18 protein-coding genes and 2 pseudogenes are annotated in these 26,081 nt (G+C 68.3%); 13 read left to right on the top strand and 7 right to left on the bottom strand.

Annotated features, from left to right (window positions below):
• The first annotated feature begins 87 nt into the window (after positions 1–87).
• Both ACIRRU_RS23500 and ACIRRU_RS23495 read left to right on the top strand, forming a co-directional pair.
• A complete protein-coding gene (locus ACIRRU_RS23500; protein WP_403683570.1) occupies positions 88–981 on the top strand; it encodes an NUDIX domain-containing protein in 894 nt (297 codons plus the stop codon).
• Positions 982–1,085: 104 nt separating this feature from the next.
• On the top strand, positions 1,086–2,285 hold the full coding sequence (locus ACIRRU_RS23495; RefSeq protein WP_403683568.1) for a MarP family serine protease: 1,200 nt from the start codon (positions 1,086–1,088) through the stop codon (positions 2,283–2,285).
• Positions 2,286–2,533: 248 nt separating this feature from the next.
• Here the strand turns inward: ACIRRU_RS23495 and ACIRRU_RS23490 are convergent, their stop codons facing one another.
• From ACIRRU_RS23490 to acs, 5 genes are all read right to left on the bottom strand, one after another.
• Positions 2,534–2,737, bottom strand: a complete 204-nt coding sequence (locus ACIRRU_RS23490) for a hypothetical protein (protein WP_403683566.1) — start codon at positions 2,735–2,737, stop codon at positions 2,534–2,536.
• A 115-nt stretch (positions 2,738–2,852) separates the two neighbouring features.
• Positions 2,853–3,959 (bottom strand): alpha/beta fold hydrolase, encoded by a 1,107-nt coding sequence (locus ACIRRU_RS23485; RefSeq protein WP_403683564.1) that lies wholly within the window; start codon positions 3,957–3,959, stop codon positions 2,853–2,855.
• Complete coding sequence (locus ACIRRU_RS23480; RefSeq protein ID WP_403683562.1) at positions 3,956–4,489, bottom strand: phage holin family protein; 534 nt, start codon at positions 4,487–4,489, stop codon at positions 3,956–3,958. Before ACIRRU_RS23480 ends, ACIRRU_RS23485 begins: the two co-directional genes overlap by 4 nt.
• Before the next feature lie 40 nt (positions 4,490–4,529).
• Positions 4,530–5,960, bottom strand: a complete 1,431-nt coding sequence (nhaA, locus tag ACIRRU_RS23475; protein WP_403683560.1) for a Na+/H+ antiporter NhaA — start codon at positions 5,958–5,960, stop codon at positions 4,530–4,532.
• Positions 5,961–6,582: 622 nt separating this feature from the next.
• Entirely contained in the window at positions 6,583–8,586 is a 2,004-nt protein-coding gene (acs, locus tag ACIRRU_RS23470; RefSeq protein WP_403683558.1) for an acetate--CoA ligase, read from the bottom strand.
• Positions 8,587–9,150: 564 nt separating this feature from the next.
• Between acs and ACIRRU_RS23465 the strand changes: the two genes are divergently transcribed.
• The gene (locus tag ACIRRU_RS23465; protein ID WP_403683556.1) at positions 9,151–10,443 is read left to right on the top strand and encodes a hypothetical protein; all 1,293 of its coding nucleotides are present in this window, start codon (positions 9,151–9,153) and stop codon (positions 10,441–10,443) included.
• A gap of 173 nt (positions 10,444–10,616) precedes the next feature.
• Here ACIRRU_RS23465 and ACIRRU_RS23460 read toward each other — a convergent pair whose 3' ends face one another.
• Positions 10,617–11,612 carry an ATP-binding protein gene (locus ACIRRU_RS23460; RefSeq protein ID WP_403683555.1) on the bottom strand — a complete coding sequence of 332 codons (996 nt, stop codon included), beginning with the start codon at positions 11,610–11,612 and terminating at the stop codon, positions 10,617–10,619.
• Between the two features lie 102 nt (positions 11,613–11,714).
• Between ACIRRU_RS23460 and ACIRRU_RS23455 the strand changes: the two genes are divergently transcribed.
• On the top strand, positions 11,715–12,539 hold the full coding sequence (locus ACIRRU_RS23455; RefSeq protein ID WP_403683553.1) for an oxidoreductase: 825 nt from the start codon (positions 11,715–11,717) through the stop codon (positions 12,537–12,539).
• A gap of 650 nt (positions 12,540–13,189) precedes the next feature.
• On the opposite strand, the gene ACIRRU_RS23450 is transcribed toward ACIRRU_RS23455, so the two are convergent.
• Positions 13,190–14,035 carry an HAD-IB family hydrolase gene (locus tag ACIRRU_RS23450; RefSeq protein WP_363201978.1) on the bottom strand — a complete coding sequence of 282 codons (846 nt, stop codon included), beginning with the start codon at positions 14,033–14,035 and terminating at the stop codon, positions 13,190–13,192.
• Between the two features lie 501 nt (positions 14,036–14,536).
• Between ACIRRU_RS23450 and ssd the strand changes: the two genes are divergently transcribed.
• From ssd to ACIRRU_RS23405, 9 genes and pseudogenes are all read left to right on the top strand, one after another.
• The gene (ssd, locus tag ACIRRU_RS23445; RefSeq protein ID WP_403683551.1) at positions 14,537–15,673 is read left to right on the top strand and encodes a septum site-determining protein Ssd; all 1,137 of its coding nucleotides are present in this window, start codon (positions 14,537–14,539) and stop codon (positions 15,671–15,673) included.
• Positions 15,670–16,392, top strand: a pseudogene (locus ACIRRU_RS23440) (CpaF family protein); the annotation flags it as partial. The gene ssd and the pseudogene ACIRRU_RS23440, both read left to right, overlap by 4 nt.
• A 94-nt stretch (positions 16,393–16,486) precedes the next feature.
• A complete protein-coding gene (locus tag ACIRRU_RS23435; RefSeq protein WP_403683549.1) occupies positions 16,487–17,944 on the top strand; it encodes a site-specific integrase in 1,458 nt (485 codons plus the stop codon).
• A 116-nt stretch (positions 17,945–18,060) separates the two neighbouring features.
• On the top strand, positions 18,061–19,920 hold the full coding sequence (locus tag ACIRRU_RS23430) for a hypothetical protein (RefSeq protein ID WP_403683547.1): 1,860 nt from the start codon (positions 18,061–18,063) through the stop codon (positions 19,918–19,920).
• Positions 19,917–22,289 carry a hypothetical protein gene (locus ACIRRU_RS23425; RefSeq protein ID WP_403683545.1) on the top strand — a complete coding sequence of 791 codons (2,373 nt, stop codon included), beginning with the start codon at positions 19,917–19,919 and terminating at the stop codon, positions 22,287–22,289. Before ACIRRU_RS23430 ends, ACIRRU_RS23425 begins: the two co-directional genes overlap by 4 nt.
• Complete coding sequence (locus tag ACIRRU_RS23420; protein ID WP_403683543.1) at positions 22,289–22,717, top strand: hypothetical protein; 429 nt, start codon at positions 22,289–22,291, stop codon at positions 22,715–22,717. The genes ACIRRU_RS23425 and ACIRRU_RS23420 overlap by 1 nt, the downstream gene beginning before the upstream one ends.
• A 239-nt stretch (positions 22,718–22,956) precedes the next feature.
• Positions 22,957–23,076, top strand: a pseudogene (locus ACIRRU_RS23415) (phosphoribosylglycinamide synthetase C domain-containing protein); the annotation flags it as partial.
• Between the two features lie 83 nt (positions 23,077–23,159).
• The gene (locus ACIRRU_RS23410) at positions 23,160–24,407 is read left to right on the top strand and encodes a hypothetical protein (RefSeq protein WP_403683703.1); all 1,248 of its coding nucleotides are present in this window, start codon (positions 23,160–23,162) and stop codon (positions 24,405–24,407) included.
• Between the two features lie 105 nt (positions 24,408–24,512).
• On the top strand, positions 24,513–25,739 hold the full coding sequence (locus tag ACIRRU_RS23405; RefSeq protein ID WP_403683692.1) for a reverse transcriptase family protein: 1,227 nt from the start codon (positions 24,513–24,515) through the stop codon (positions 25,737–25,739).
• Positions 25,740–26,081: the final 342 nt, after the last annotated feature.

Raw genomic sequence — 26,081 nt, 5'->3', positions numbered from 1 at the left:
AGCAGCGCACACGACAGCAGAGCACCCCGCAGCACCGCACCGCCTGTCATCCCTCAGGACGCAGCGGCCCGGAACGGTCGGAACGAAATGGGCGACGACAAGCGTTGTGAAACGACGGGGGTGCCCATGACGCACACGCACACACAGACCCACGCGGACGCGCCGCAGGCGCACGTGCCGCCCACGCCGGACACGCCGCCCTCGCGCCCGGAAGCCCATCCGGGCGCACCGAGTGCACCTGGCACACCGGGCGCACAAGGCGCGGCGCAGCCCGGTCGCGCCTCCGACGAATCCGTCGCTGTGACCACCGACGAATCCGTCGCCGTGACCACCGACGGTCTGCCCGGCTGGCTGGACCCGGTCGCCCGCGCCGCGCGCAGCGTGCAGCCGCGACAGTTGAGCCGCTTCCTGCCGCCCGAGAGCGGGGCGGGCCGCCAGTCCGCCGTCCTGATCCTGTTCGGCGACGGGGAGCGCGGGCCCGAGCTGCTGCTCATGGAGCGTGCGGGGACCCTGCGGTCGCACGCCGGACAACCCTCCTTCCCCGGCGGCGCGCTCGATCCCGAGGACGGCGACCAGGCCACCACCGGACCGCTGCGGGCGGCGCTGCGCGAGGCCGAGGAGGAGACCGGGCTCGACCCCCGGGGCGTGCAGCTCTTCGGTGTGCTGCCCCGGCTGTACATCCCGGTCAGCAGCTTCGTCGTGACGCCCGTGCTCGGCTGGTGGCGTGCGCCCAGCCCGGTCGGGGTGGTGGACCCGGCCGAGACGGCCCGGGTCTTCACGGTGCCCGTGGCGGATCTCACGGACCCGGCGAACCGGGCCACGGCCGTACACCCCAGTGGGCACCACGGTCCGGCATTCCTGGTCGAATCGGCCCTCGTCTGGGGCTTCACGGCCGGCGTGATCGACCGGATCCTGCACTACGCGGGTTGGGAACGCCCCTGGGACCGGTCCAGACAGGTGCCGCTCGACTGGCGCGCATGACACGCTGGCTGTCCTGCGGCGGCTCCTCGGCCGCGCTGCCGGGCCCCGGCCCGGACCCCGTCACCCCCGACGGGCCAGGTGACGAAACTGCGAGGCTATAGACGGTGAACGTGCTCGACATCCTGCTGCTGCTCGCCGCCGTGTGGTTCGCGGTCATCGGCTATCGCCAGGGTTTCGTCGTCGGCATCCTGTCGGTGATCGGGTTCCTCGGCGGCGGCCTCGTCGCCGTCTACCTCCTGCCGATCATCTGGGACCGGGTGACCGAGGGGTCCGACGTCTCGACGACGACCGCCATCGTCGCGGTCGTCATCGTGATCGTCTGTGCCTCCGTCGGCCAGGCCTTCACCACCCACCTGGGCAACCGGCTCCGCCGCTACATCACCTGGTCGCCCGTGCGCGCCCTGGACGCGACCGGCGGCGCCCTGGTCAACGTGGTGGCCATGCTGCTGGTGGCCTGGATGATCGGACTGCTGCTGGCCAACACGGCGTTGCCGACGGTCAGCAAGGAGGTCCGCAAGTCCTCGGTGCTCCTCGGGGTCGACCGGGTGATGCCCCAACAGGCGCCCAACTGGTTCAAGGACTTCTCCTCCGTCCTGGCCCAGAACGGCTTCCCGCAGGTCTTCAGCCCCTTCGCCAACGAGCCGATCACGGAGGTCAAGCCGCCGGATCCGGCGCTGGTGGGCAGCCCGGTCGCCGCGCGTGCCAAGAAGTCCATCGTCAAGATCGTCGGTACGGCACCCGGCTGCGGCAAGGTCCTCGAAGGAACCGGCTTCGTCTTCTCCGAGCGCCGGGTCATGACCAACGCCCATGTCGTCGGCGGTGTCGACGAGCCCACCGTCCAGATCGGCGGCGAAGGGCGGCTGTACGACGCGAAGGTCGTCCTCTACGACTGGCAGCGCGACATCGCCGTCCTGGACGTCCCCGACCTGCGCGCCACCCCCCTCCAGTTCACCGGCGGCGACGCGAAGACCGGCGACAGCGCGATCGTCGCGGGCTTCCCGGAGAACGGCGCCTACGACGTGCGCTCCGCCCGCGTCCGCGCCCGTATCGACGCCGACGGACCGGACATCTACCACCGGGGCACCGTCCGCCGCGACGTCTACTCTCTCTTCGCGACGGTGCGTCAGGGCAACTCGGGAGGCCCGCTGCTCACCCCGGACGGCAAGGTGTACGGGGTGGTCTTCGCGAAGTCGCTCGATGACGACCGGACCGGCTACGCGCTGACGGTCGACGAGATCCGCGAGGACATCGAGATCGGTCGTACGGCCAACCAGCAGGTCGACAGCCAGGGCTGCGCCCTCTAGCTCTAGCTCTAGCTCCGGAGTCGGAGCAGGAGACGCCTCACGCCGGTGCGCGGCCCGTATCGTCAGTTCGCGGCCAGAACCACTGGCAGGCGATCCGGGGCAGCAGTACACGACCCGGATCGCCCATACACGGCCCGAGTCACCAGTAAGCGGCCCCGATCGCCGGTACCAGTTACTACGCGTCCCTGATGGCCGGTACGCGGCTCGCGTACGCGACCGGTGACGGGCAGCAGTCGTCGGTGAGGAGGTCAGCTGCGGGGGTGGCGCAGCCGCGCCGAGACCCAGCGGGCCCGGCGTCGGAGGATGCGCGGAATCCCGAGTCGGCGATGGCGAAGGTTGTGCAGTTCGTGCACCCGGCCGCTGGGGCCGCCCCCCTCATGAGTGCCCACACCGGGTGTCGCGGCGGAGCGGCGGTTGCGTGCTTCGTCAGTGAAGTCGTGCGTCCAGCCCATACCCCGACGTCTGCCCGTGGTCCAAGGTCGGTAATCGTCGGCGAGTCAGCCAATTGGCCTATGCGGCAGGCAATTGGCTGTTCGTCGGACACCTGTGCCCGGGCCGGGCCGAGACCTACCGGTCGGGCTCAGGGTCCCTGAGCCAGTTGATGAGTTCGGTGGAGAAGCCGATCGGGTCCTCCTCGTGCGGGAAGTGCCCGACACCGTCGAAAAGCCGCCACCGGTAGGGCGCCTCGACGTACTCGCCGGACCCCGCCGAACTCCGGGTGCGGACGGCCGGATCGAGCGACCCGTGCAGGTGCAGCGTGGGCACCCGGACCGGGCGCTTCATCCGCCGGTTGAACTGGACCCCGTCCGGTCGCGCCATCGACCGCACCAGCCAGCGGTACGGCTCGATCGAGCAGTGGGCGGTGGAGGGGATGCGCATCGCCCTCCGGTAGACGTCCAGGGCCGCCTCGTCGGGGAACTCCGGGGTCCGGGGGCCCGCCCACTCCTGGATCAGGCGGCCCACCAGGGCGGCGTCATCGGCCACCAGTTTGCGCTCGGGGATCCACGGCCGCTGGAAGCCCCAGATGTACGAGCCCGCGCGGGACTGCGCGAAGTCCGACAGCATCGAGGAGCGCCAGCGGCGCGGGTGGGGCATGGAGGAGACGGCGAGCCGACGGACCAGCTTGGGCCGCATCACGGCGGCCGTCCAGGCGAGGTAGCCGCCGAGATCGTGCCCGACGAGTGCGGCGTCGGGTTCGCCGAGGGAGCGGATCACCCCGGTGACGTCGAGCGCCAGGTTGGCGGGGTCGTAACCGCGGGGCGTCCGGTCGCTGCCGCCCACGCCGCGCAGGTCCATCGCCACGGCCCGGAACCCCGCGTCGGCGAGCGCGGTGATCTGATGGCGCCAGGTCCACCAGAACTGCGGGAAACCGTGGAGCAGCAGCACCAGCGGGCCCTCGCCCGCCTCGGCGATGTGGAAGCGCGCCCCGTTGGCCGCCACGTCGCGGTGGGTCCAGGGGCCGTCGAGGCGTACCGGCCCCCCGGCGGCAGCCGGAACCACTTCGGCGGCCCGGTTCGCCGAAGCGGAACGGCCGTCGGGGGCCGCCCCGCTCTCCGCCGGAATCCCCATAGGGCTCGCCGCCGGACCCCCCGCAGGGCTCCCCGCCGTACTCCCCGCAGGGCTCGCCGTCGGGCTTTCCGTCGAACCGAATGCGCTGGAATCGGGAACCGTCATGTGGACGAGCGTGCCACAGCGGAAGCCTTGTCCTGACCGGAGCCGGTCTCGACGGCCTTCTTCGCCAGGGTGCTGCCGGACGAGCGCTCGATGATCGCCGCGGCCTCGACGGACGGACGCGGGTGCGGCTTGGCGTTCTGCAGCACGGCGGCGGTCTGCTTGGCCGAGGCGATGGACTTCTCCGGCGGCTTGATCTTCTTGAACTTACGCAGTCCGATGAACGCGACCAGCCCGGCCAGCAGAATGAAGGCGCCGCCCACGATCAGGAACGACCACGCCAGACCAAGCCCCAGGTTGTGGATCCCGTAGGCGGCCGCGAAGCTCAGCATCGGCATCGTGAACAGCAGCAGCACGCCCGCGGCGATGAACGCCGCGCTGCCGATCGCCCCGCGCTTGACGTCCTGCCGTACCTCGGCCTTGGCCAGGGCGATCTCGTCGTGCACCAGCGCGGACATCTCGGCCGTCGCCGAGGCGACCAGCTGCCCGATGCTGCGGTCCGCACTGCCCACGTAGCTGCCGGGGTCGCTCATCCCTGACTCCCTCTCCGTCTTCGACACATCCGATGACAGATCATGCCGGACTGTTCGGCTTGTCGCGCGCTGCCCCCGCCCGCTCTTCGGCGAGACGGCGGTGCTCGGCCGCCTTGCGCTCATGAATCGCGGCCATTCGCAGGTGATAATCCGGATCATCCTGCTCGTAGATGTCGGGTACCCCGGATTCGTCCTCGTCCAGCTCCTCCGCATCATAAAGAGCCCGGTACTTACGGACCCTCAGCCGGAGCAGGACGCAGGCGACCAGGGCGGCGGTCAGTGAACTGACGAGCACGGACGCCTTGATCTCGTTGGTCATCTCCGCGTCGCCCGCGAAGGCGAGTTCGCCGATGAGCAGTGAGACGGTGAAACCGATCCCGGCCAGTGAGGCGAGTGCCAGGACGTCCGCCCAGGCCAGGTCCTTGTTGAGCTCTGCCTTGGTGAAGCGGGCGGCGAGATACGTGCCGCCGAAGATGCCGAGGGTCTTGCCGAGGACGAGTCCGAGGACGACACCGAGTGTCTCGGGACGGGTGAAGACCCCGGCGAGGGCCTCGCCGTTCATCGACACCCCGGCGGCGAACAGGGCGAACAGCGGTACCGCGATCCCCGCGGACACCGGGCGGACCAGGTGCTCGATGTGCTCGCCGGGCGAGTGGGCCTCTCCGTCACGGCGGGAGCAGCGCAGCATCAGGCCCATGGCGACACCGGCGATGGTCGCGTGTACGCCGCTGTTGTACATCAGGCCCCAGATGGTCAGGGCGAGAGGAACGTAGATGTACCAGCCCCGTACCTCGAAGCGGAGCAGGAAATGGAACGTCGCCAGGCCGAGGACGGCCCCGCCGAGCGCGAGGAAGTTCAGGTCCGAGGTGAAGAACACCGCGATGATCAGGATCGCGAACAGGTCGTCGACGACGGCCAGGGTGAGCAGGAAGGCGCGCAGCGCCGAAGGCAGTGAGGCCCCGATCACCGCGAGGACGGCGAGCGCGAAGGCGATGTCGGTGGCCGTCGGAACCGCCCAGCCGTCCGTGGAGCCGCCGCCGACGACCACGGTGAGGGTGTAGACGAGGGCGGGCACCGCCATGCCGCACAGCGCCGCGACCACCGGAAGGGCGGCCGCTTTCGGATCGCGGAGCTCGCCCGCGACCAGCTCACGCTTCAGCTCGACACCGGCGACGAAGAAGAAGACGGCGAGCAGACCGTCCGCCGCCCAGTGGGCGACCGAGAGGTCCAGGCCCAGAAAACCCGGGCCGAAGTGGTAGTCGCTGACCGATTCGTACGAACCACTGAAGGTGTTCGCCCAGACGAGCGCGGCAACCGCGGCGACCAGCAGGAGCACCCCACCGACCGTCTCGGTACGGAGCGCGTCCGCCACGTAGTTCCGCTCCGGCAGCGGAAGCCGGCCGAGAATGGTACGGCGTGGCGGGGTGGGGACGGGGTGGGGTGGGGTCACGGGGGAATCCTCCAGGAGCATTCGGTGGAAGACATGGCTTTCAGGCATGGCTCATGGCCGTGCCGACCAGACTTCCCGGCGCCCCTGTGAAGATCTGTATGACGTTATGACTGGAAGGGCCCACTCTACCTGCGGCTTAGCCAGGACTACCCGGTGATCCGCGCCGCGTACGCCCAGGGGCACCCGGCAACACGCCGGGTGCCCCTGATGGCGGCCATGGCGGTCCATGGCCGCCATGGCGGGTACGGCCCTGACCGGGAGGCCCGTCCGGAGGTCCCGTTCGGGAGGCCCGCTGGGGAGGTCCGGCCGGACGGTCCCGTTCGGGAGTTCCGGCCGGACGGGACCCGCGAGCAGAGCCCCGGAACTCAAGTCCGCAGGAGCCCGAGCTCGGCGCTCCGGGCACCTGGGTCCTCGCCCTTCCGCGCTCCGGCGTGCCGTGCCTGGGTATCCCCTGGCCGGATGTCCCGTGCCGGGGTGTCCCGTGCCCGTGTGTCCCGGACTCCACGCTCCGTGGCCGAGTGTCCCGGGCCCCACGCTCCGTGGCCGGGTGGGTCCCGGTCCCTCCCCGGGGGGTGTCCGGCGAGCTTCCATGCTCCGTGTCCAGGTGCCCCGTACCCCGGGCGCCCCGCGAGCCCCCGGTGTCTCAGTCCTCCGACGAAGAGGACGGCAGCTGGGTGGTGATCAGGTCCATGACCGAGGAGTCGGTGAGCGTGGTGACATCGCCCAGCTCCCGGTTCTCGGCGACGTCACGCAGCAGGCGCCGCATGATCTTGCCGGACCGGGTCTTCGGCAGCTCGGCGACCGGCAGCACCCGCTTGGGCTTGGCGATCGGGCCCAGCGTCGCGCCCACGTGGTTGCGCAGCTCCGCGACCAGTTCGTCGGAAGCGGTCGCCGTACCGCGCAGGATCACGAACGCGACGATGGCCTGACCGGTCGTCTCGTCGGCCGCGCCGACCACGGCGGCCTCGGCGACCGACGGGTGCGAGACGAGGGCCGACTCGACCTCGGTGGTCGAGATGTTGTGGCCCGACACGAGCATGACGTCGTCGACCCGGCCGAGCAGCCAGACGTCACCGTCCTCGTCCTTCTTGGCGCCGTCGCCCGCGAAGTACTTGCCCGGGAAACGCGACCAGTAGGTGTCGATGAACCGCTGGTCGTCACCCCAGATGGTGCGGAGCATCGACGGCCACGGCTCGGTGAGGACGAGATAGCCGCCCCCGCCGTTCGGCACCTCGTTGGCCTCGTCGTCCACTACGGTGGCGGCGATCCCCGGCAGGGCACGCTGGGCGCTTCCCGGCTTGGTCTCGGTCACGCCGGGCAGCGGCGAGATCATCATCGCGCCGGTCTCCGTCTGCCACCAGGTGTCCACAATGGGGCACTTGTCGGCGCCGATGTTCTTCCGGTACCACATCCACGCCTCGGGGTTGATCGGCTCACCGACCGACCCCAGGACCCGCAGGCTGCTCAGGTCGAACTTCGCGGGGATGTCGTCGCCCCACTTCATGAACGTACGGATCGCGGTCGGCGCCGTGTAGAGGATCGTGACGCCGTACTTCTGCACGATCTCCCAGAAGCGGCCCTGGTGCGGGGTGTCGGGCGTCCCCTCGTACATGACCTGGGTCGCGCCGTTGGCCAGCGGCCCGTAGACGATGTACGAGTGACCGGTCACCCAGCCGACGTCGGCAGTGCACCAGTAGACGTCGGACTCCGGCTTGAGGTCGAAGACCGCGTGGTGGGTGTACGCCGCCTGCGTGAGGTAGCCGCCCGAGGTGTGCAGGATGCCCTTCGGCTTCCCGGTGGTGCCCGAGGTGTAGAGGATGAAGAGGGGCTGCTCCGCCTCGAAGGCCTCGGGGGTGTGCTCGGCGGACTGCCGGGCGGTGATCTCGTGCCACCAGACGTCACGGCCCTCGGTCCAGGCGGTGTCCTGACCGGTGCGACGGACCACCAGGACGTGTTCGACGCCCTCGATACGGGACACGGCGTCGTCGACCGCGGGCTTCAGCGCGGAGGGCTTGCCGCGACGGTAGCCACCGTCGGCCGTGATGACGACCTTGGCGTCCGCGTCCTGGATACGGGCGGCGATGGCGTCGGCGGAGAAGCCGCCGAAGACCACCGAGTGGGTGGCGCCGATGCGGGCGCAGGCCAGCATCGCGACGGCGGCCTCGGGGATCATCGGGAGGTAGACGGCGACCCGGTCGCCCTTGCCGACGCCCAGCTCGGTCAGCGCGTTGGCGGCGCGCGAGACCTCGTCCTTCAGCTCGGCGTAGGTGATGGCGCGCCCGTCGCCCGGCTCGCCCTCGAAGTGGATGGCGACCCGGTCGCCGTTGCCCGCCTCGACGTGGCGGTCCACGCAGTTGTACGCGACGTTGAGCTTGCCGTCCGCGAACCACTTGGCGAAGGGCGGGTTGCTCCAGTCGAGGGTCTCGGTCGGCTCGGTGGCCCACGTCAGGCGGCGGGCCTGCTCGGCCCAGAAGCCCAGCCGGTCCGCCTCGGCCTGCTCGTACGCCGCTGCGGTGACATTGGCGTTGGCGGCCAGCTCGGCAGGCGGAGCGAACTTCCGCTCTTCCCGAAGCAGGTTGGCCAGGCTCTCGTTGCTCACGACTTCTCCCAGTCCCAGGGTGTCCGTTGTGTCCGAGGCATAGCTCATCAGGCGCGAGGCCGGGTGACAAGTGTCTGCCAGGAATTGGTTTAGACCTGTGTTCTCGTGTATGGAACCATGCGCGCGCTCCGCTGGTCAGGGCGGCTTCGCGACGCGTTTTCGCGCCGCGTGGCGCAAAGTCGCGCCGTCCGCTGCCGTGTTGTTGTCGGTGTGGTTGCCGTCGCCGTGCGGCGTGGCCGTGCGGCCCGGTCCGGCGGCTTGGCCGCGCGGAGTGGAGCGGGTCATCAGGTCTCACGGATCCGGGGGCTGTCCGGTTCAGACGCTGGTGTGCTCCCGCTTGCCCGAGATGGACGGGCTTCTGGCTTCCTCGCTGCGACGTGGTGGGCGGCGGTGTGCGACGAAGACTTTTCGCGTTTCGATGAGATGAACACTAACGGAGAGTGACGATCGCTGTGTCGTATTCCGGGCATTTAGGTCAAGATCTCACCCTTGCTGGTGAATAAGCAGCTTTTCATTCGGCCTGTCGCCCTTGCCGTCCGGGGCTGCGTGCGAGTTTGGCCGCGCCTCGTCGGCACTTCAACGCAAACGACCTGCAAGGAAGAGGGTGGGCGGATGATGGCCGCCACGAAGAGGATCGCCTTGGGCGTCACGACCACGGCCCTGGTCGCCGTACTCGCGGGCTGTTCGGGGGCGGGGCCGGGAGGGTCCGCCGAAGGGGGCGCCGGTGCGGAGAAGGGCGCCCACGGCGCCAAGGAGAACGCCCCGGCGGCTCCCCCGAGGGGTGCGGTGAAGCTCATCGGGGATGGATCCACCGCTTTCACGGGGGTTCAGCCGAAGGTGAAGGCCGCCAAGCGCCTGGCGCCTGGTCAGAAGCCTCCGCAGTTCGTGGTGTTCTCCTGGGACGGCGCCGGCGAGGACAGCCAGAAACTCTTCTCCCACTTCCGCGGTGTGGGCAAGAAGTACAACGCCACCATGACGTACTTCCTCAGCGGCGTGTACCTGCTGCCCGAGAGCAAGCGGGACCTCTACAACCCGCCTCAGCACGCGCCGGGCCGCTCCGACATCGGCTTCAACGACACCGAGGGCATCCGTGACACCCTCTCCGAGGTCCGCGCCGCCTGGAAGGACGGCAACGAGATCGGCACCCACTTCAACGGACACTTCTGTGGCAAGGACGGCGGTGTCGGCACTTGGTCCGTCGAGGAGTGGAAGAGCGAGATCGAGCAGGCGAAAGCTTTCGTCAAGAGCTGGAAGAGCAACGCTCCGGAGCTGAAGGGCGAGGCTCCCCTCCCCTTCGACTACGACAAGGAGCTGATCGGCGCCCGGACCCCCTGCCTCGAAGGGCAGAAGAACATGGTCGCCGCCGCCCGCACCATGGGCTTCCGCTACGACTCCAGCGGTGTGGGCAACCAGGTGTGGCCCAAGAAGAAGGACGGGGTCTGGGACATTCCGCTCCAGCTCGTCCCGATGCCCGGCCGCGCCTTCGAGACGCTGTCGATGGACTACAACTTCCTGGTCAACCAGTCCGGTACGACCACACAGGGCGACCCTTCCCAGCACGAGTTCTGGGGCAACCAGATGCGGGACGGGCTCCTCCAGGCCTTTGACCGCTCGTACAACGGAAACCGGGCGCCGTTGATCATCGGCAACCACTTCGAGTCCTGGAACGGCGGCACCTACATGCGCGCCATCGAGGAGACCATCGCGAAGGTGTGCACCAAGGAGGACGTGCGTTGCGTGTCCTTCCGGCAGCTGACCGACTGGCTGGACGCGCAGGACCCGGACGCGCTGGCGAAGCTGACGAAGCTCGGTGTCGGCCAGGCGCCCAAGACCGGCTGGCCGACCTACCTGGGAGCCCAGGCCGCTGCCGCACCGTCCGCGGGCAAGCAGGACAGCAAGGACTAGCAGCCGAGGCGGGTCCCGAGTGTCACCCGACCCCGCGGCAGCGTCGGGAGCGGCCCCCCCGGCCACCCGCCCGAGCGGTCGTGGTGACGGGGAGGGCGGCTCCGGGGCTGCGGTGAATGCGGGCGGGGCGGTCAGGGTCCGCGGCGAACGCGGGCGGGTGGTGACGGGTCGCGTCAGGCGGATGCGGAGACGCCCGCCCCGGCGTGCCGCTCGTCGAGCACGAAGGCGGGGTCGACCTGGGCAGCCAGGTCGACCCCGGTCTTCTCGTTGCCCCAGCTCTCGGCGTTCTTCAGGTGGAAGTGCACCATCTGCCGGGTGTAGCGCTCCCAGTCGCGGAGTTCGTAGGAATCCTCGGCTGCGTCCTGAAGGGCTTGCAGGGCCATCCTGTTGTCGGCCTCCAGCAGCTCGAACCGGGAGGGTCGCCCCTTCTCCATCGCCCGTACCCAGTCGGAGTGCCCGACCCCGATCAGCAGGTCGTCACCGACCTCCGAGCGCAGGAAGTCCAGGTCGTCAGGGCCCTGCACCTTGTTGCCGACGACCTTCAGCGTGACGCCGAAGTCCCGGGCGTACTCCTTGTACTGGCGGTACACCGAAACCCCCTTACGGGTCGGCTCGGCGACCAGGAACGTCATGTCGAAGCGGGTGAACATCCCCGACGCGAACGAGTCCGAGCCCGCCGTCATGTCGACCACGACGTACTCGTCCGGGCCGTCCACCAGGTGATTGAGGCAGAGCTCCACCGCCCCGACCTTGGAGTGGTAGCAGGAGACTCCGAGATCCGACTCCGTGAAGGGGCCGGTCGCCATCAACCGAATGTCCCCGTCGTCGAGCCGCACCGTGCGCGCACAGGCATCGAAGATCGGGTTCTCCTCGCGAACCCGCAGCAACTGTGAGCCCTCACCAGGCGGAGTCGTCTTGATCATCTTCTCGGCGGATGCGATGCGCGGATTGGTGCCGCGCAGATAGTCCTTGATCAGAGGGAGATGCGCACCCATGGCGGGCAGTGCGGCTGCCTCCGCCTCGTCCAGGCCGAGCGCGGCCCCAAGGTGCTGGTTGATGTCGGCGTCCACGGCGATGACGTGGGCTTCGTTGGCGGCGAGGTGGCGGATGAAGAGCGAGGACAGCGTGGTCTTTCCGCTGCCGCCCTTCCCGACGAAAGCGATCTTCATGTTCACCTAGGGTAGCTGCTCGATTGCTCTGCGCTGTCGGTTTGGGTGAAGAAGGCCACGGGAGGGTGGGCCGAGTGGGGTGGGCGCGTAGCCTCCTTACTTATGAGTACGACTGCCTCAGACCCGCTCGCCGCGCTCGGCGCTCTGCCCGGGGTGTCCGACGCCGTGAACTCCGTGCGTCAGGCCGTCGACCGCGTCTACGGTCACCGCGTCATGCGACGCCGCAGCAACGAGGTCACGGCCGAAGCCGCACTGCGCGGTTCCCGCGGGTCGGCGGCGCTGGCCGGCGCCGACTGGAATCTGGAAGAGGTGCGTCGGCGGACCGACTTCCGCGGTGACGGAGACGCGCGCACAGTCGGCGCGGCATTGCGGCTCACGGCCGAGGCGGGGCAACTCCTCTCCATCTGGCGGCAGTCGCCGCTCCGGGTACTGGCCCGGCTCCACCTGGTGGCCGCCGGTGGAGCGGCTCCCGACGATGCGGTGGGCCGCCCCAGGCTGGCGGGTGAATCCGTCGACGAGCCGTTGATCGAAGCGCCCCTCCCCAGCGCCGATGAGGTCGCCGGACGGCTCGACGGCCTCTCGCAGCTGATCATCGCGGGAAGTGCCGCTCCCGCTCTGGTCACCGCCGCTGTGGTCCACGGTGAACTGCTTGCGCTGCGCCCCTTCGCCTCCCGCAACGGCTTGGTCGCCAGGACCGCCGAACGCATCGTCCTGATCGGCAGCGGACTGGACCCGAAGTCGATCTGCCCGTCCGAGGTGGGTCACGCGGAGCAGGGCCGGGCGGACTACGTCGCGGCGTTCGAGGGTTACACGGCCGGGACTCCCGAGGGAATGGCCGCCTGGATCGCGCACTGCGGGCGCGCGGTGGAGCTGGGCGTACGCGAATCGACGGCGGTGTGCGAGGCCCTGCAGCGCGGCGCCGCATAGCGGTGCGCCGGTTCTGACCTCCCGGAGGTCAGGACCGGAGGGCTCGCTTGTGCCCCGATGTTCATGGCGCGGGGGCAAGGGCCCATCCTGGAGGTGACGTGCCCGCGCCCTGCGGACGGAGCGAGGCGCGGTGTGGGTGAGGCACGGTAAGGCGGGAGAGGGCGCCCGTAGGCAAAGGGTGCGGCGGTACCGAAGTGCGGTACCGCCGCTGGCACGTCTGCCCAGTTACCAAGCGTCCTCGTTATGTGCCCATCAGGTCGGGTACTTCGCCCGTCACCTGGTGCGGCTGGCCCGTATTCGACGGGTCGACGTCGCGTGGGTGCTCGGCTTCCGTGCTCGGTCCGTGGGGCCGTCTGGCGCTACAGGTCATCCTCACGGATGTCTTTGGTCTCGCGGGCCGTTGAATCCTTTGTACTCCAGAGCCAGGGGAAGGGAAACCCCTGGCCCTACTTCTTTACTTTTGTGTTCAATCAGGGGCGAATCGGGCGGTGTATTCGCGAAGGAAGAAGCCCACTCTGTCGGTGTACGCCTGCTCCGATCCCTGGCGGGCGTATGAGCGCTCCGTCTCTCGAAGCGGTGAACGCTCTTTCCGGGGGTGACCTCGCGATACGGGCTCACTCTCCGGCCGTCCTCCGGGGAGCTCACCCGGCTCACCCCGCCAGCGCGGCTGTGGTGGTGCGTCGGCGGTTGGCGTACCAGACCACCCCCGCCGTCACCGCGGCAGCACCTACCGCGGCCGCCGCCACCAGCGCGGGGCGCGGCGGCAAGGTGAACGCAGGAAGACGCTGCTTGAGCCGGACCGGGCGGTTGAAGACGAGAATCGGCCACTCGCGAAGGGTCGCTTCGCGGCGCAACGCGCGGTCGGGGTTGACCGCGTGGGGGTGGCCGACCGACTCCAGCATCGGCACATCCGTCACGGAGTCGCTGTAGGCGTAGCAGCGGGAGAGGTCGTATCCCTCGGAAGCGGCGAGCGCCTTCACGGCTTCGGCCTTGGTCGGCCCGTAGGCGTAGTACTCGACTTCACCGGTGAAGCAGCCGTCGTCGCCGACGACCATGCGCGTGGCGACGACACGATCGGCGCCGAGCAGCTCTCCGATCGGTTCGACGACTTCCGCTCCCGAGGTCGACACGATGACCACGTCGCGGCCCGCGGTGTGGTGTTCCTCGATGAGGGTGGCGGCCTCGTCGTAGATGATCGGGTCGATCAGATCGTGCAGGGTCTCGGCGACGATCTCCTTGACCTGCTGGACGTTCCATCCTTTGCAGAGGGCGGAGAGGTACTCACGCATCCGCTCCATCTGGTCGTGATCGGCGCCCCCGGCAAGGAAGACGAACTGTGCGTACGCGGTGCGCAGTACAGCGCGGCGGTTGATCAGTCCGCCTTGGTAGAAGGACTTGCTGAAGGTCAGCGTCGAAGACTTCGCAATGACCGTCTTGTCCAGGTCAAAGAAGGCTGCTGTGCGCGGCGAGAAGTGGTTTTCCACAACGCTGAGCATAGGGGCCCACCATTCGGCGTAAACTCCGGCGCGTGGGTTTGCCTGAGAAGGGCCTCGGGTACACCATGGAAGTCACGGATCGTTCGCGACCGTGCTAACCCGGTCCGGCTCCTCCCCCCCCCGAGTCGGCCGTGGGGACGACCCCCGCTCTCCCCCCCGGCGGGGGTCGTCGCATGTCCGGACGCGTTTTCTCGGGTGGGTTCCACTTCAGCCTCTCTTCCGGCCGCCACGGGCCTGTTCGTGCGAGCCGTCGATGCGCGTCTCGTCTCGTCACAGTGTGTAGCGGATGGGCTGCGCTCCGGAAGTCGCTGGTATGGGTGACGGAGATATTCACAGGGTCGAGGTTGTCCACAGTTTTCCAGCAAGATCCACATGTTTTTCCGTCGTGCCGCACGGTGATTCCACCCGCGAAGTCCGCGGGTGCCGGAATCGCGCATCTCGGAAACACTCCGAGATCACCGCGAACCGCGCTGAAGGGGCAGTGAGAAGGGGGCGGAGATCGTGGCTGGATCCCGGGTGGAAGAAGGGGCGGCGGTCACCGTAGGGCGGCGTGGCGGTCCGCTGATCGTCACGGAAGACGTGGAGTTGCTCGATGACCTGCTGCGGCTGTGCGCGGCGGCAGGGGCGGAGCCGGAGGTCCACCACGGGCCGCCCACGCGGCGGGGCGGCTGGGAGCGGGCTCCGATGGTTCTGGTGGGAGACGACGCTGCCGCGAGGTGCCGGAACGTCAGCCGCAGGCGCGGAGTGATGCTGGTCGGGCGGGACCAAGACGACCCGGACGTCTGGCGGCGTGCGGTGGAGATCGGGGCCGAATACGTGCTGCGGCTGCCGGATTCCGAGGGGTGGCTCGTCGATCAGATCGCCAACGCGGCCGAGGGAGTCGGGAAGCCGGCGCTCACGGTCGGGGTGATGGGCGGACGGGGAGGTTCCGGCGCCTCCACATTGGCCTGCGCGCTCGCGGTGAGCGCCGCCAGATCCGGGCGGCGCACGATGCTGATCGACGCCGACCCTCTGGGCGGAGGAATCGACGTCCTGCTCGGCGGTGAGCGCGCCGAAGGTCTGCGCTGGCCGGATTTCGCCCATTCGAAAGGACGTCTCGGCGGGGGAGCCCTGGAAGATTCACTGCCCGCCCTCCACGGACTGCGCGTGCTGAGCTGGGGGCGCGAGGGTGAGGTGGTGATCCCGCCGCAGGCGATGCGCGCTGTGCTGGCCGCCGCGCGTCGGCTCGGCGGGGTGGTGGTCGTGGACCTGCCGCGCAGGGTCGACGAGGGTGTGGCGGAAGCCCTCGCCCAGCTCGACCTCGGCCTTCTGGTCGTCCCGGGTGAACTGCGTGCTGTCGCAGCGGCCAAACGCGTCGCGTCCATGGCGGGCATGGTGCTGGACGACCTCCGTGTGGTGGCCCGCGGACCGTATGCGGCAGGCCTGGACGAGCAGTGGGTGGCCCAGGCCATCGGACTCCCGCTCGTCGGCGAACTGCCCGCGGAGGCCGGCTTGCTGGCATCCCAGGACATCGGAACTCCGCCCGGGGGCAACGCGAGGGGCCCACTCGCCCGCTTCTCCGCGTACTTCTGGGAACAGGCCGGGGCCGCGGGTGAAGCCGGTGCCTCGGCGGGTCCGGGCGGGGGAGGCGCACCATGACGGACGCGTTGCTCGACGCCGTGCGACAGCGGCTGGCACGTAGCGGTGCCGCCGCCACCCCGGCCGGGGTGGCGGCCGCTCTGAGGGCCCAGGGGCGGCTGCTTGGCGACGCCGAGGTGCTGGGGGCCGCAGCTGAGCTGCGGGGCGAACTCGTCGGCACCGGAGTGCTGGAGCCGCTGCTCGCGGACCCGGCGGTCACCGATGTGCTGGTTTCCGCACCCGACCGGGTGTGGGTGGACCGGGGCGGCGGACTCCAGCTGACAGGCGTCACCTTCCCGGACGCGGCGGCAGTGCGGAGACTGGCCCAGCGCCTCGCTGCGGTCGCGGGCAGACGGCTGGACGACGCGCGTCCGTGGGTGGACGCACGGCTGCCGGACGGCACCCGGATGCACGCGGTGCTGCCTCCGGTGTCGGTCGGCTCGACCTGCCTCTCCCTGCGAGTGGTGAGGCCGCGGGCCTTCTCACTGGCGGAGTTGGTGCGGGCGGGCACGGTCCCGCCGGGCGGTGACCGGATCCTGCGGCGCTTGGTCGAAGCCAGACTCTCCTACCTGATCAGCGGGGGCACGGGGGCGGGAAAGACCACGCTTCTGGCCAGTCTGCTGGGCGCGGTCGGGGCGGACGAGCGGATCGTGCTCGCCGAGGACTCCGCCGAACTACGGCCGGACCACCCGCATGTGGTCCGCCTGGAATCCCGCCCCGCCAACCAGGAAGGCGCGGGTTAGCTCAAGGGTTGGTAGATGTCTCTCTGTCTCAGCGGTACATCGCAGCTGGTTGTTAGGTTCAAGTTCCTTTTGATGTCTCAGGGGGGGCTTTGTGGAGTACTTCTTCGTGTCGCATACCAAGGTGCGCCGGTATGCGGGTGCCGTGGACGGTGTGGATCTGGACTGGATCGAGTACGTGACCCGCAAGGGTGCTCTGAAGGAGGGCGCGCCGTTCTTCCTGGGGGCGGACATGCGTCCGCTGGAGCCGCTTACCTCGTTCTTCTTTGAGCTGGCCAAGCGTCTGGATGCAGGGTCGCTCCAGGACTACACGTACGACCTCATGGATCTGGCTGACTTCCTTGGGCAGTTGGATCCGCCGACTGATCTGTTGTCGGCTACGGAGGATGACCTCGTTGCCTACCGGGACGAGCTCATGGAGTACCAGGACGAGCCGGTGTCGGCGGCCACGTGGATGCGGCGGCGGGCTGCGATCAACAACTTCTACGACTGGGCTGTCGAGGACGCCAAGCTGCTGGAAGGGCGCCCGTATCTCCGACGCAAGAACGGCAAGGACGTTCTGTCCGTGTCCGTCGTCAACGACCTCGATGTTCGCCATCTGACCTATTCGCAGTGGCGGTTCCTGAAGCAGGTGGGGCTTCGTGGCCTGTTGCCGGACGAGCGGGCGGACCGGTCGTTCCGTGGGGCGGCGCCGTTGCGCAACAGCGCGGCGGCGGAGCTGGCGGTGACGACCGGGATGCGCCTGCGGGAGTTCAGCACCCTGCTCGATATCGAGGTCGGGAGGCCGCGCCGGGACGGCTCGGCTGCGCTGGTGGACCTGGGGGAGATGGCCAAATACAAGCTGCCTCGCACGGTGGAGATCCAGCACGCCACCTTGCGGGAGATCGATTTCTACCGGCGCACAGAGCGGGCGAAGATCGTGCATGCGGCCGCCCGCACGCTGCACCGTCACCGGTCGGAGCTCTTCGTCGTCGACGACATCAATTCCCGTCAGGGCAAGCTCAGCGGAGTCCTGCACGGCCGCCGGCGGACCTTCACGATCAAGGACATGGACGTGGCCACGCGCCGGATCGCGGTCATCGAGGGCGATCGGGGTCTGGAACCGATGGCGCTGTTCGTCGGCCGTGGCGGGCGCATGCTCTCCGCGCAGCGCTGGCATCAGATCTTCGAGGACGCCCACGTGCGGGCCCTGCGGATCAGCAAGGAGCACAAGCTCGAGACGGTGGTGCCGCGGGCATTCAAGATCCACGACCTGCGTCACACGTTCGCGATCTTCATGCTCCAGTTGCTGACCGAGCTGGTGGCGGAGCAGGAGGCGGAGCTGCGGCGGCTGGGCGGGCACACCGCCTACCTGGCCGATCACATCAGCAGGTCGCCGCAGCTGACGGTTCAGCGTTTGCTCGGCCATCGCCAGGCGACGTCGACCATGCGTTACCTGCGCTACATCCGCAAGACGAACCTGCTGGTCGCCCGGGCGATCGCGGACTGGAATGCCCAGGACACCACCTACGCCGACTACGCGGCCCGGCTGACGCAGGGGAGGGCCGCCTGATGCCTCGCCGGGGAGAACGCAGGAGCCGGCAGCGTCCGGCCGCTGCCGTCGCGCCTCCGGCGCCGCCTGGACGGATCGGGGTCCGGGAACTCGTCTACGTCTACCGGCACCAGCGGATGACCCACCGGATCGATCCGGCGGAGTACCAGTGCTCGCTGCTGGCGGGCCAGCTGGCTGATGCCTGGCTGGACTATCACCGCAAGGCGGGTCTGGCCTTCAGCGGCAACTACGTCGCCGCGATCCGCAGCTTCCTGACGTTCGCCAGCACGCATCTGGCGGCCACCGGCCTCGATCCGGATGCAGCCCGGCTGGATGGCGGGCTCATCGACTTGGCCGAGGTCATCTACCAGTGGGAGGAAGATCTTGTTAACCGCTACAAGCCGACTTCGAAGCAGCCGAACGTGTTGGCCGGTGCACTGCTGACTCTGGTGGAGCACAGGGCGGTCCGGGACGCGAAGGTGCCCGAGCGCCTGCGGCGGAGGGCGGAAGGGCCGCCGACGTTCCGGGGTGGCTCGAGCGAGCCGTTGGACGAGTTCGCCAATCACGAGCGTCTGCTTCTGCGGGATGGCGCCATGGCTGATGTCCGGGCCCTGGAGAAGCGGCTCGCCGTGGGCCGGGCTCTGCTGGCTGAAGGCCAGGACCCGCGCGATGGAGGCTGGCGGTCGCTGCCCAATCTGGTCTGGGCGGCCCGGCACGGCGTGCTCGACATGCCCGCCCTGCTGACGCATTTCCCGGCGCACTTCAAGTGGTGGCCGAAGCCGGTAAGGGACATCGTGGCCGACCCCCTCTACATGGCCCGCTTCGGCGGGAAGTACGGCGTGATGACCACCGTCAGCGGCCTGCTGTTCCCCAACGAACTCGACCTGCAGCCGTTCCGGGTCCTGCTCCTGCTGGCCATGGGCGATGCCACCTCCGAGGAAGTGCACGATCTTTGTCTGGACGACCTTGAGTTCAGCGATGAAGGGGTCCGGGTGCTGCAGAGCAAACTGCGGGCCCAGCGGGTCCGTCCGCATCTGCACGGCAACGACGGGCCGCGGGAGAGCGAGCGGCCTCTGGACGAGGACGAGGCACCTGGAGAGTCCGTCTACCCCGGCACCGGCAACTGGGACGTCCCCGGACTCCTGCGCCGCCTGATCGCGGTGAACACCCTGACCCGGGAGGTATTCGAGACCGATCCGTGGCTGTTCACCGCCGTCGAGTCCACCGACTACCGGCGTCGCATGGCCGCGGGGCGGGCGATCTTCAAGCGCCCAGGGCGCCGGTTCACCGACTGGATCGCCACCCATCCGGATATGGAAGGCGACCCGGCAAAGATCTCCGAGCCGCACGACGTGCGGCGGCTGCGGAAGACGTCGAAGACCACGCGCGTCGCCGCTCTGGGCGGCAGCCTGAGCGACCTGGCAGGGGATGACCACCACATCGAAGTGTTCCGGGGCCACTACGCGCACGGCACGACCGCGCACGTCCTGGCAGGCCGGGCGGTTAACCGGGCCCAGCGCGGAGTTTTCAACAAGATCAAGCCTGGCAAGCCCGTGCTTGTCACCGAGGGGGCAGAGGCCATGCTCGCGGAGCCGGAGACGGCCGCTGAGCTGGGTATCTCGCCTGAGCAGGGGAAAGCCTTGCAGCACGGAGAGCTCGACATGGGTGTCGTCAACTGCCGTGATCCCCACGACTCCCCGCACACACCCAAGGGCAAGCTCTGCCACGTCGCGCCGGCGATGTGCATGATCTGCCCGAACGCGATCGTGTTCACCTCGCAGCTGCCCCGGCTGCTGATGCTCGACGACCACATCACCCACATGCGCAAGGTGCTGGCCCCACCGGTCTGGCAGGCCACCTGGGCCGTTCAGGCAGCCGCACTGAAAGAAGTGTTCGCCGAGTGCGCGGAACAGCTTCCAGAGGCCCGCCGGCAGATCGAGGAGGGCAAGTTCCGCCTCGACCTGCCGCTCGGAATGCGAACGGAGTACGACCGATGACAACTGCCGCCGCCTTCCAGGCTCTGCCGTCGCAGATCATCCCCGACGACACACCCGTCCTCGGCGGCCGCCGCAACCTCATCCCCGGAGCGGAGGTCCCGCTCTTCGGGCAGAGCGGGTACTGGCCCGGCGACTGCCTTCGACGGCCGGCGAACCGGGTGAAGAGCGCCTGGCGGGCGTCGTTTCCCACGGACCCGCTCTGGAATCTGCGAACCCGCGAGATCGCCTTCGGGATGCTCAACTCCAGCCACAAGATCCTCCGGGATGCCGGTCTGTTCTTCCGGGCGGAGAACTGGGGCCTGTCCTCGGTCAGGCAGATGTGCGACAAGATGCGGCTCATCGCCACATGGGCGGTCGAGCAGCAGATGCCCCCGGACCTGGCCGCGTGGGCGGCGGAGGACTGGCAGGACTACCTTGACCATCACGCGCTGACGTCCGGAACGTCGACCCTGGCCAATGATGTCCTCACCATTCGCCGCCTGCTGGACTTCGCCCCGCTGCTGACCGGAGGCGGCCTGAGTGAGGACCCGTGGCCGGGGAAATCGGCTGCGGAGGTGGCCGAGCGGACATACGCCGGTGAGCTGTCCACCCCCTCGATTCCGCCGGCCATCTGGTGGCCGCTCCTGCGGGCCGCCTGGTTCTACATCGATGACATGGCCCCGCAGATCATTGAACGCCGCGATCAGCAGGCCGCCGCCGTGGCGGCCTCTGCCGGGACACGGCGCCAGACCCATCGGGCTCGGGACATCGACGTGAAGCTCGCCGCCTGGGTGCAGGACCCTGCTTCCCTGGTGCCCGTCCACGCCAGGGACTTCCGCGGATACCCGGCGGGCACGGTGATGTGGTCAACGCTGAGCCTGTGGCTGACGGGCGGCGTCAGCCAGGGAGTGTTCAAAGCCGGCCGGGACTCGGACCGGCACCAGATGAGGCGGAGGATGGTGCAGCAGCTGGTTGATGCAGGCCGGGTCCGGCCCGTCGCGGCCAAGGAAGGCCGGGTCGCTCTGGGCGTCGTTGACCAGCCCGTCCGCAGCCGCAACCGCCGGCCCGATGACCTTGATGCTCTGGTCAAGAAGTGGCTGGCCGACCCGGCCAACCGCATACCGGTCCGCCGGGAGTCCAGCGTCCACGGGCCGGCCGGAGAGCCGGTCTGGCTGACCCTGGAAAGCCGCGTATTCGGCACGGTGACCCGGGCGAACGTCTTCACCAGTGGCACAGCCCGCACCCGGCAGCGACAGCAGTGGGTGCGTGAGGCGATCACCGAGGACCGCACCGACTACATCGAGGACGGCGACCTTGAGCATGCCCTGCGAATGGTCAGAGCCGCCTGCTACGTCTTCATCGCCGCCCTCACGATGATGCGCGACAGTGAACTGCAGGAGATCGAACGGAACTCCATCGTCGAGCACTACGGATCCCCCGCGATCGCCTCGAGGAAGGTCAAGCACGACGAATCCCGGCCCCGCCTCAAGTGGTGGATCACCGAACCGGTCGCACAGGCCGTGGCAGTCGCCGAGCGCCTGTCCTGGCACGACAGCCACATCTTTGCCACCCTGGCCCCGCCCAGCGGGTTCCTGCCGGAGGGAACACGAGGCCGCGCGGGCTTCGATGCCTTCCGCGACATCGACTTCTTCATCGAGAACATCAACAAGACGCTGGACCGGACCAGACTGGAGCCCATCCCCGAAGGGCTGGTGCGGCCGCACATGTTCCGTAAGACCATGGCGATCATCACCGCCCAGCAGCCCGACGGGGAGATCGCGCTCGGAATCCAGCTCAAGCACGCCGCCCGCCGGGCCCTGTCCAACCGGGTCACTGCCGGCTACGGAAGGATGGATGCGAACTGGAGTAAGGAGTTCGACAACCAGCTCGAACTGGCCGCCGCCCGCAAGCTCGTCGAACTTCTCAAGGCCCGTCGGCAGGGTGATCCGGTCGCTGTCGGCCCCGGCGCCGCCAGGCTCCACGCCGGCCTGGACAAGGTTATCAAGGCCATGGACAGCGACCCGCACCTCCAAGCACAGATCGCGGACGAACGGATGCAGGTGAGCTTGCTGCGGGACGAGTTCGCCCAGCTCCACTTCGGCACGATCAACCACTGTCTGTGGCAGGCATCGACTGCCGAGTGCCAAAACCAGCTCCCGCCCGAGCAGCGGGGCAAGCAGCCGTTGCTCGGCGCGTGCCAGCCCGGCAAATGCCGCAACTCAGTGTTGACCTTGAAGAACGCCCCCTACTGGATCGCCGAAGAGGGCGACCTGCAAGACACCCTGCGACGCGAACGGCTCTCCCCACCGCGGCGCGAATCCATAGAGATCCGTCTCACCGAGGTGCAGTCGGTCACCGCACAATTCGCCAACCTGGAAGGTGCCCACTGATGCCGGTATCCGCCGCGACCGCAACGAAACTCCGTGAAGCCATGGCCCGGCTGTTGGCCGGTGAGCCCCTGCACACCAACGGCGCCCTGACCAAGGAGAACCTCGCCCGCGAGGCCCAGGTCAGCCACGCGACCGTCCACCGGGCCGAGGACATCCTGGCCGAGTGGGACGCGAAGGTCGCTCGCCCGATTCTGCGAAGCCCGGGCGAAGTCGAACGGGATGAGACGATCGCGAAGCTCCGCCGACAGCTTCGTGATTCGAAGGCCAACGTGACCGAACTTCAGGGCAAGTTCGATGCTCTCGCAGCGGTGACCGCGAACCTCTACCACGAGAACGTCGCGCTGAAGAGGAAGCTCGGCGGCAGTCGACGTCTCGCCTCCCTTGCGGTTCCTGCCGTGGAGCCCGGTCCCGTTAGAACGGATGGCTGAGCAGACAGATCCCCATTGGTAGTGCACTGCTGAGCTGTACTCGACCGGATGTGTTCGTTGGCCCCCCTCGAGGAGGGGGGACCAGACGGCATGTTCAGGCCGTTTTCGAGTTCGGTGCGGGTGCGGTGGATGAGCTCGCGGACGGCCGGCTCGCGGTGCCAGGAGGTGAGATCGGTATTGAAACGGCTCCGGAGGACGCGCCTGTTGAGGTCGTGGGCCTGAATGTGGGTGGTCATGGCGATCCGCCGCACGCGTACGTGCTGCACGCCGGCACCCGGCGGGACGGCGACGCGGTCGTGAGCGCCGGCGGGCGGGTCCTCTCCGTCACCGCCACCGGTTCGGACCTGGCCCAGGCCCGCGCGTTCCACGTCCACACAGGCTTGAGCAGTCGCTACGGTGGGATACGCCAACGCAGGCGGGGAATTAGGCACAAGGGGGTACGGTGCACATGCGTGCCGTGGGGGAGCCAACGAGGCCCAGCGAAACCCATCAGGGGATCGAGTGGCTCACCAACTTTGCCCCCACGGACACGGAGACGGCTGCGCAGTTGCTCGACAGCCTGCATATCGTGTCGGAGACGACGTTCAGGCAGGGGCTGCTGGAACATCTGAGGGCAGTCCTAGAAGGCGCAGCCAACACGGAGAAGCCGGCAGCACTGTATGGCGTTCGTTCCTGCAAGCCGACGGACACGATGTTCATAGACAACGTGTCACCACTGGTATCTGGCGGCGATGGCGGCGGTAGCGAGTTGATCGTCCAGAACATCATCCGTGATGTGCAGCGGAGCCTGGATACCTCCGTCGTGACGCGCAACGCTGTAACCATTGACCTTCTTCGGAAGCGTCGTGTTCGGAGCCTAGTGTTCGTTTCCGACTACGCCGGCTCCGGCGAGGAGTCCTTGAGGTACGCGCGGGCCTGGCTGCGGAACGCGACGATCCGCAGCTGGCGCTCCCTGGGGTTGGTCCGGTTGCACCTGGTCCTCTTCGCCGCAGCAACCACCGGACTGCGGCGCATCCGTGCCAGCGGTCTGTATGACGGGGTGTCGGTGCTGCACCGTGGGATGGACCTTGCCTCGGCTCAGTGGCATAAGGACCAGCTCCGGAGGGTCAGGAAGCTGTGCGAAGACTATGCGCGGCGGCCCGAAGAGGGGGCAGGTTGGTCGCGCAGCGAGGGGCTGCTCGTGTTCGAGCACACCGTCCCGAACAATCTGCCATCCATCCTGCGGCAGTCCAAGGGTCCTCGGAGTCAGCGTCCCGACGGGAAGTGGGCGCCGTTCTTCGAGAACCGCACCGCACCGCCGGGGCTCATGCGTGACCTCGTCGGATACCGGCCAGAGCGCAACGCAGAACCCGGGGCGCGTGGCCTGGGGCGAGTCCAACTGACGGGCTCGGGCACGCTACACGTGCGTTACCGCGGCGGCATCAGAGACCTTGTTGAGGTCCTTGGGCACATCGCGAAGGGCCATAGGCACCCCGAACAGCTGGCGACCGATGTTTCGGTCTCCGTTCCGGTGGCCAGAAACCTCGCCCTCCAAGTCCAGAAGCTGGGTTTGGTGGACTCTCAAACGCGCCTTACCGACGCAGGATGGAGGGAGTTGCGTGCCGCCAAAGCGAAGCCTCGGGTCGTCGTAAGCCGCTTGCGAGGCAGTCAGGAGCCTTACTACCCTGGCACCTTGCGGGAGAGTCGGTGATGGCCTAGCGCAATCGACGAGGTCATCGTCGAGTCAACGGTCTGCATTTGCAGGTCAGGCTGCGGTCGTGAGCCGCACGCTGTGGACAAGCTGTCGAACGCCTGGATGGTGCGAGGCGCACGTGCTCCTACGGGGGTCTGGCGCGCGACTCGCACCAGCCCGCCGGGGCGGGATACACCGAAGGTAGGCCACCCCATCGACTCTCCCGCGCTCTACAGAAGCCTCGGCCGTAGGAACGGCGTCACTTCCTCAGTCATCGACGAGGCTTTGGAGCAGATGCGACGAGTCCGACGTCAAGGACTCACGCCTGTACTGACGCTGGGGCATCTTGCCCACCAGACTGGAGCGCCTTACCTCTACCTGCGAAGGGTCGTCCAGCGGCGACAGGACCCATACACCGAGTTCTCCCGCCCCAAACGTGAGCCCGGAAAATCTCGCACAATCGCGGCTCCGGCACCCGTATTGATGGACGTGCAACGCTGGCTCCTGACCAACGTGGTCAGCCCGATCCCACCACACGGGGCGAGCTACGCCTACCAGCAGGGACGCTCTGCCGTGCAGTGCGCGCAGCTTCACCTTGGTGCCTCATGGTTGCTGAAGTTCGATCTGCATGACTTCTTCCACTCCGTCAACGAGCGTGCAGTTCAATCGATCTTGCGGTCGGTCGGGTACAACAGTCTCATCTCGTTCGAAATCGCACGCGTCTGCACTCGCGTTCCGGGCGGAATCACCTGGCCCCACTTCAGGAGCGCGTACCAGGCCATCCCCGGCTACAGTGCGCCGGTCCTGGGCTACCTCCCACAGGGAGGCCCCGCGAGTGGCGCCCTTGCCAATCTGGCCGCTCGCCCACTGGACGAGGCTCTCTCATCCGTCGCCGACCGGTATCGCATGACGTATACGCGCTATGCGGACGATATGACCTTCTCAACTCTGAGGAGCCTCGACCGCTCTACGCTCACACGCTGCGTCTCCGAGATCTCGGCAACGGTGTCCGCCGCCCGGTTCCGGCTGCACAGGAAGAAGACCCGCATGGTGCCGCCGGGCGCCCGCAAGATCGTCTTGGGTCTCCTGGTGGACGGCGAGAGACTCCGGCTGCCGCGGCACACGAGAAGGGGACTCGAAGATCACATCCGTGGTGTCGCCAAGTTCGGGCTTGGGGCCCACAAGGAGCACGCTGGCTACAGCTCCGTGCAAGGGTTCGTCCACCACATTGACGGGCTGCTTGCGTACGGGCATGGCGTAGACCCCGTATGGACGAAGCCGCTGGCTGCCCAGTGGGAGCAGCTGATGAATGCTGCGGGACTTACGGCCCAGGAACGCCGCCTCTGGTAGGCAGAGGTTGGCCTCCCTTATCGTGCAGGCCGGCAGTGCCCCTCGTCGTAAGTGGGGTTGCGATGATCGTTCGACAAAGCGAACTGCGATCTCTCGACCCCTGGCGGGATTCGCTCATGGTCCGGCGCCACAGGACACAGGCAGAGGTGGTCACGCCTGCGGTCCACTCGGTCGCGCAAATTAGAACAAATGTGCAATAAGTCATGGGTGTGAGTCTTGCGAGCGTACGGGCTGTCCGGCACGCTGAAAGGACGACTTCTCTCCAGACTGTTGATCTGCCGACCCCGCACCGAGGAGGAGCCGGCTATGGAGGCGCTCTCAGCTCAGGGTGCTCTGTTGGTG

This window comes from Streptomyces sp. NPDC101181 (genome assembly GCF_044767975.1).
Lineage (GTDB): Bacteria > Actinomycetota > Actinomycetes > Streptomycetales > Streptomycetaceae > Streptomyces.
This window is presented reverse-complemented; position numbering and strand designations above follow the sequence as displayed.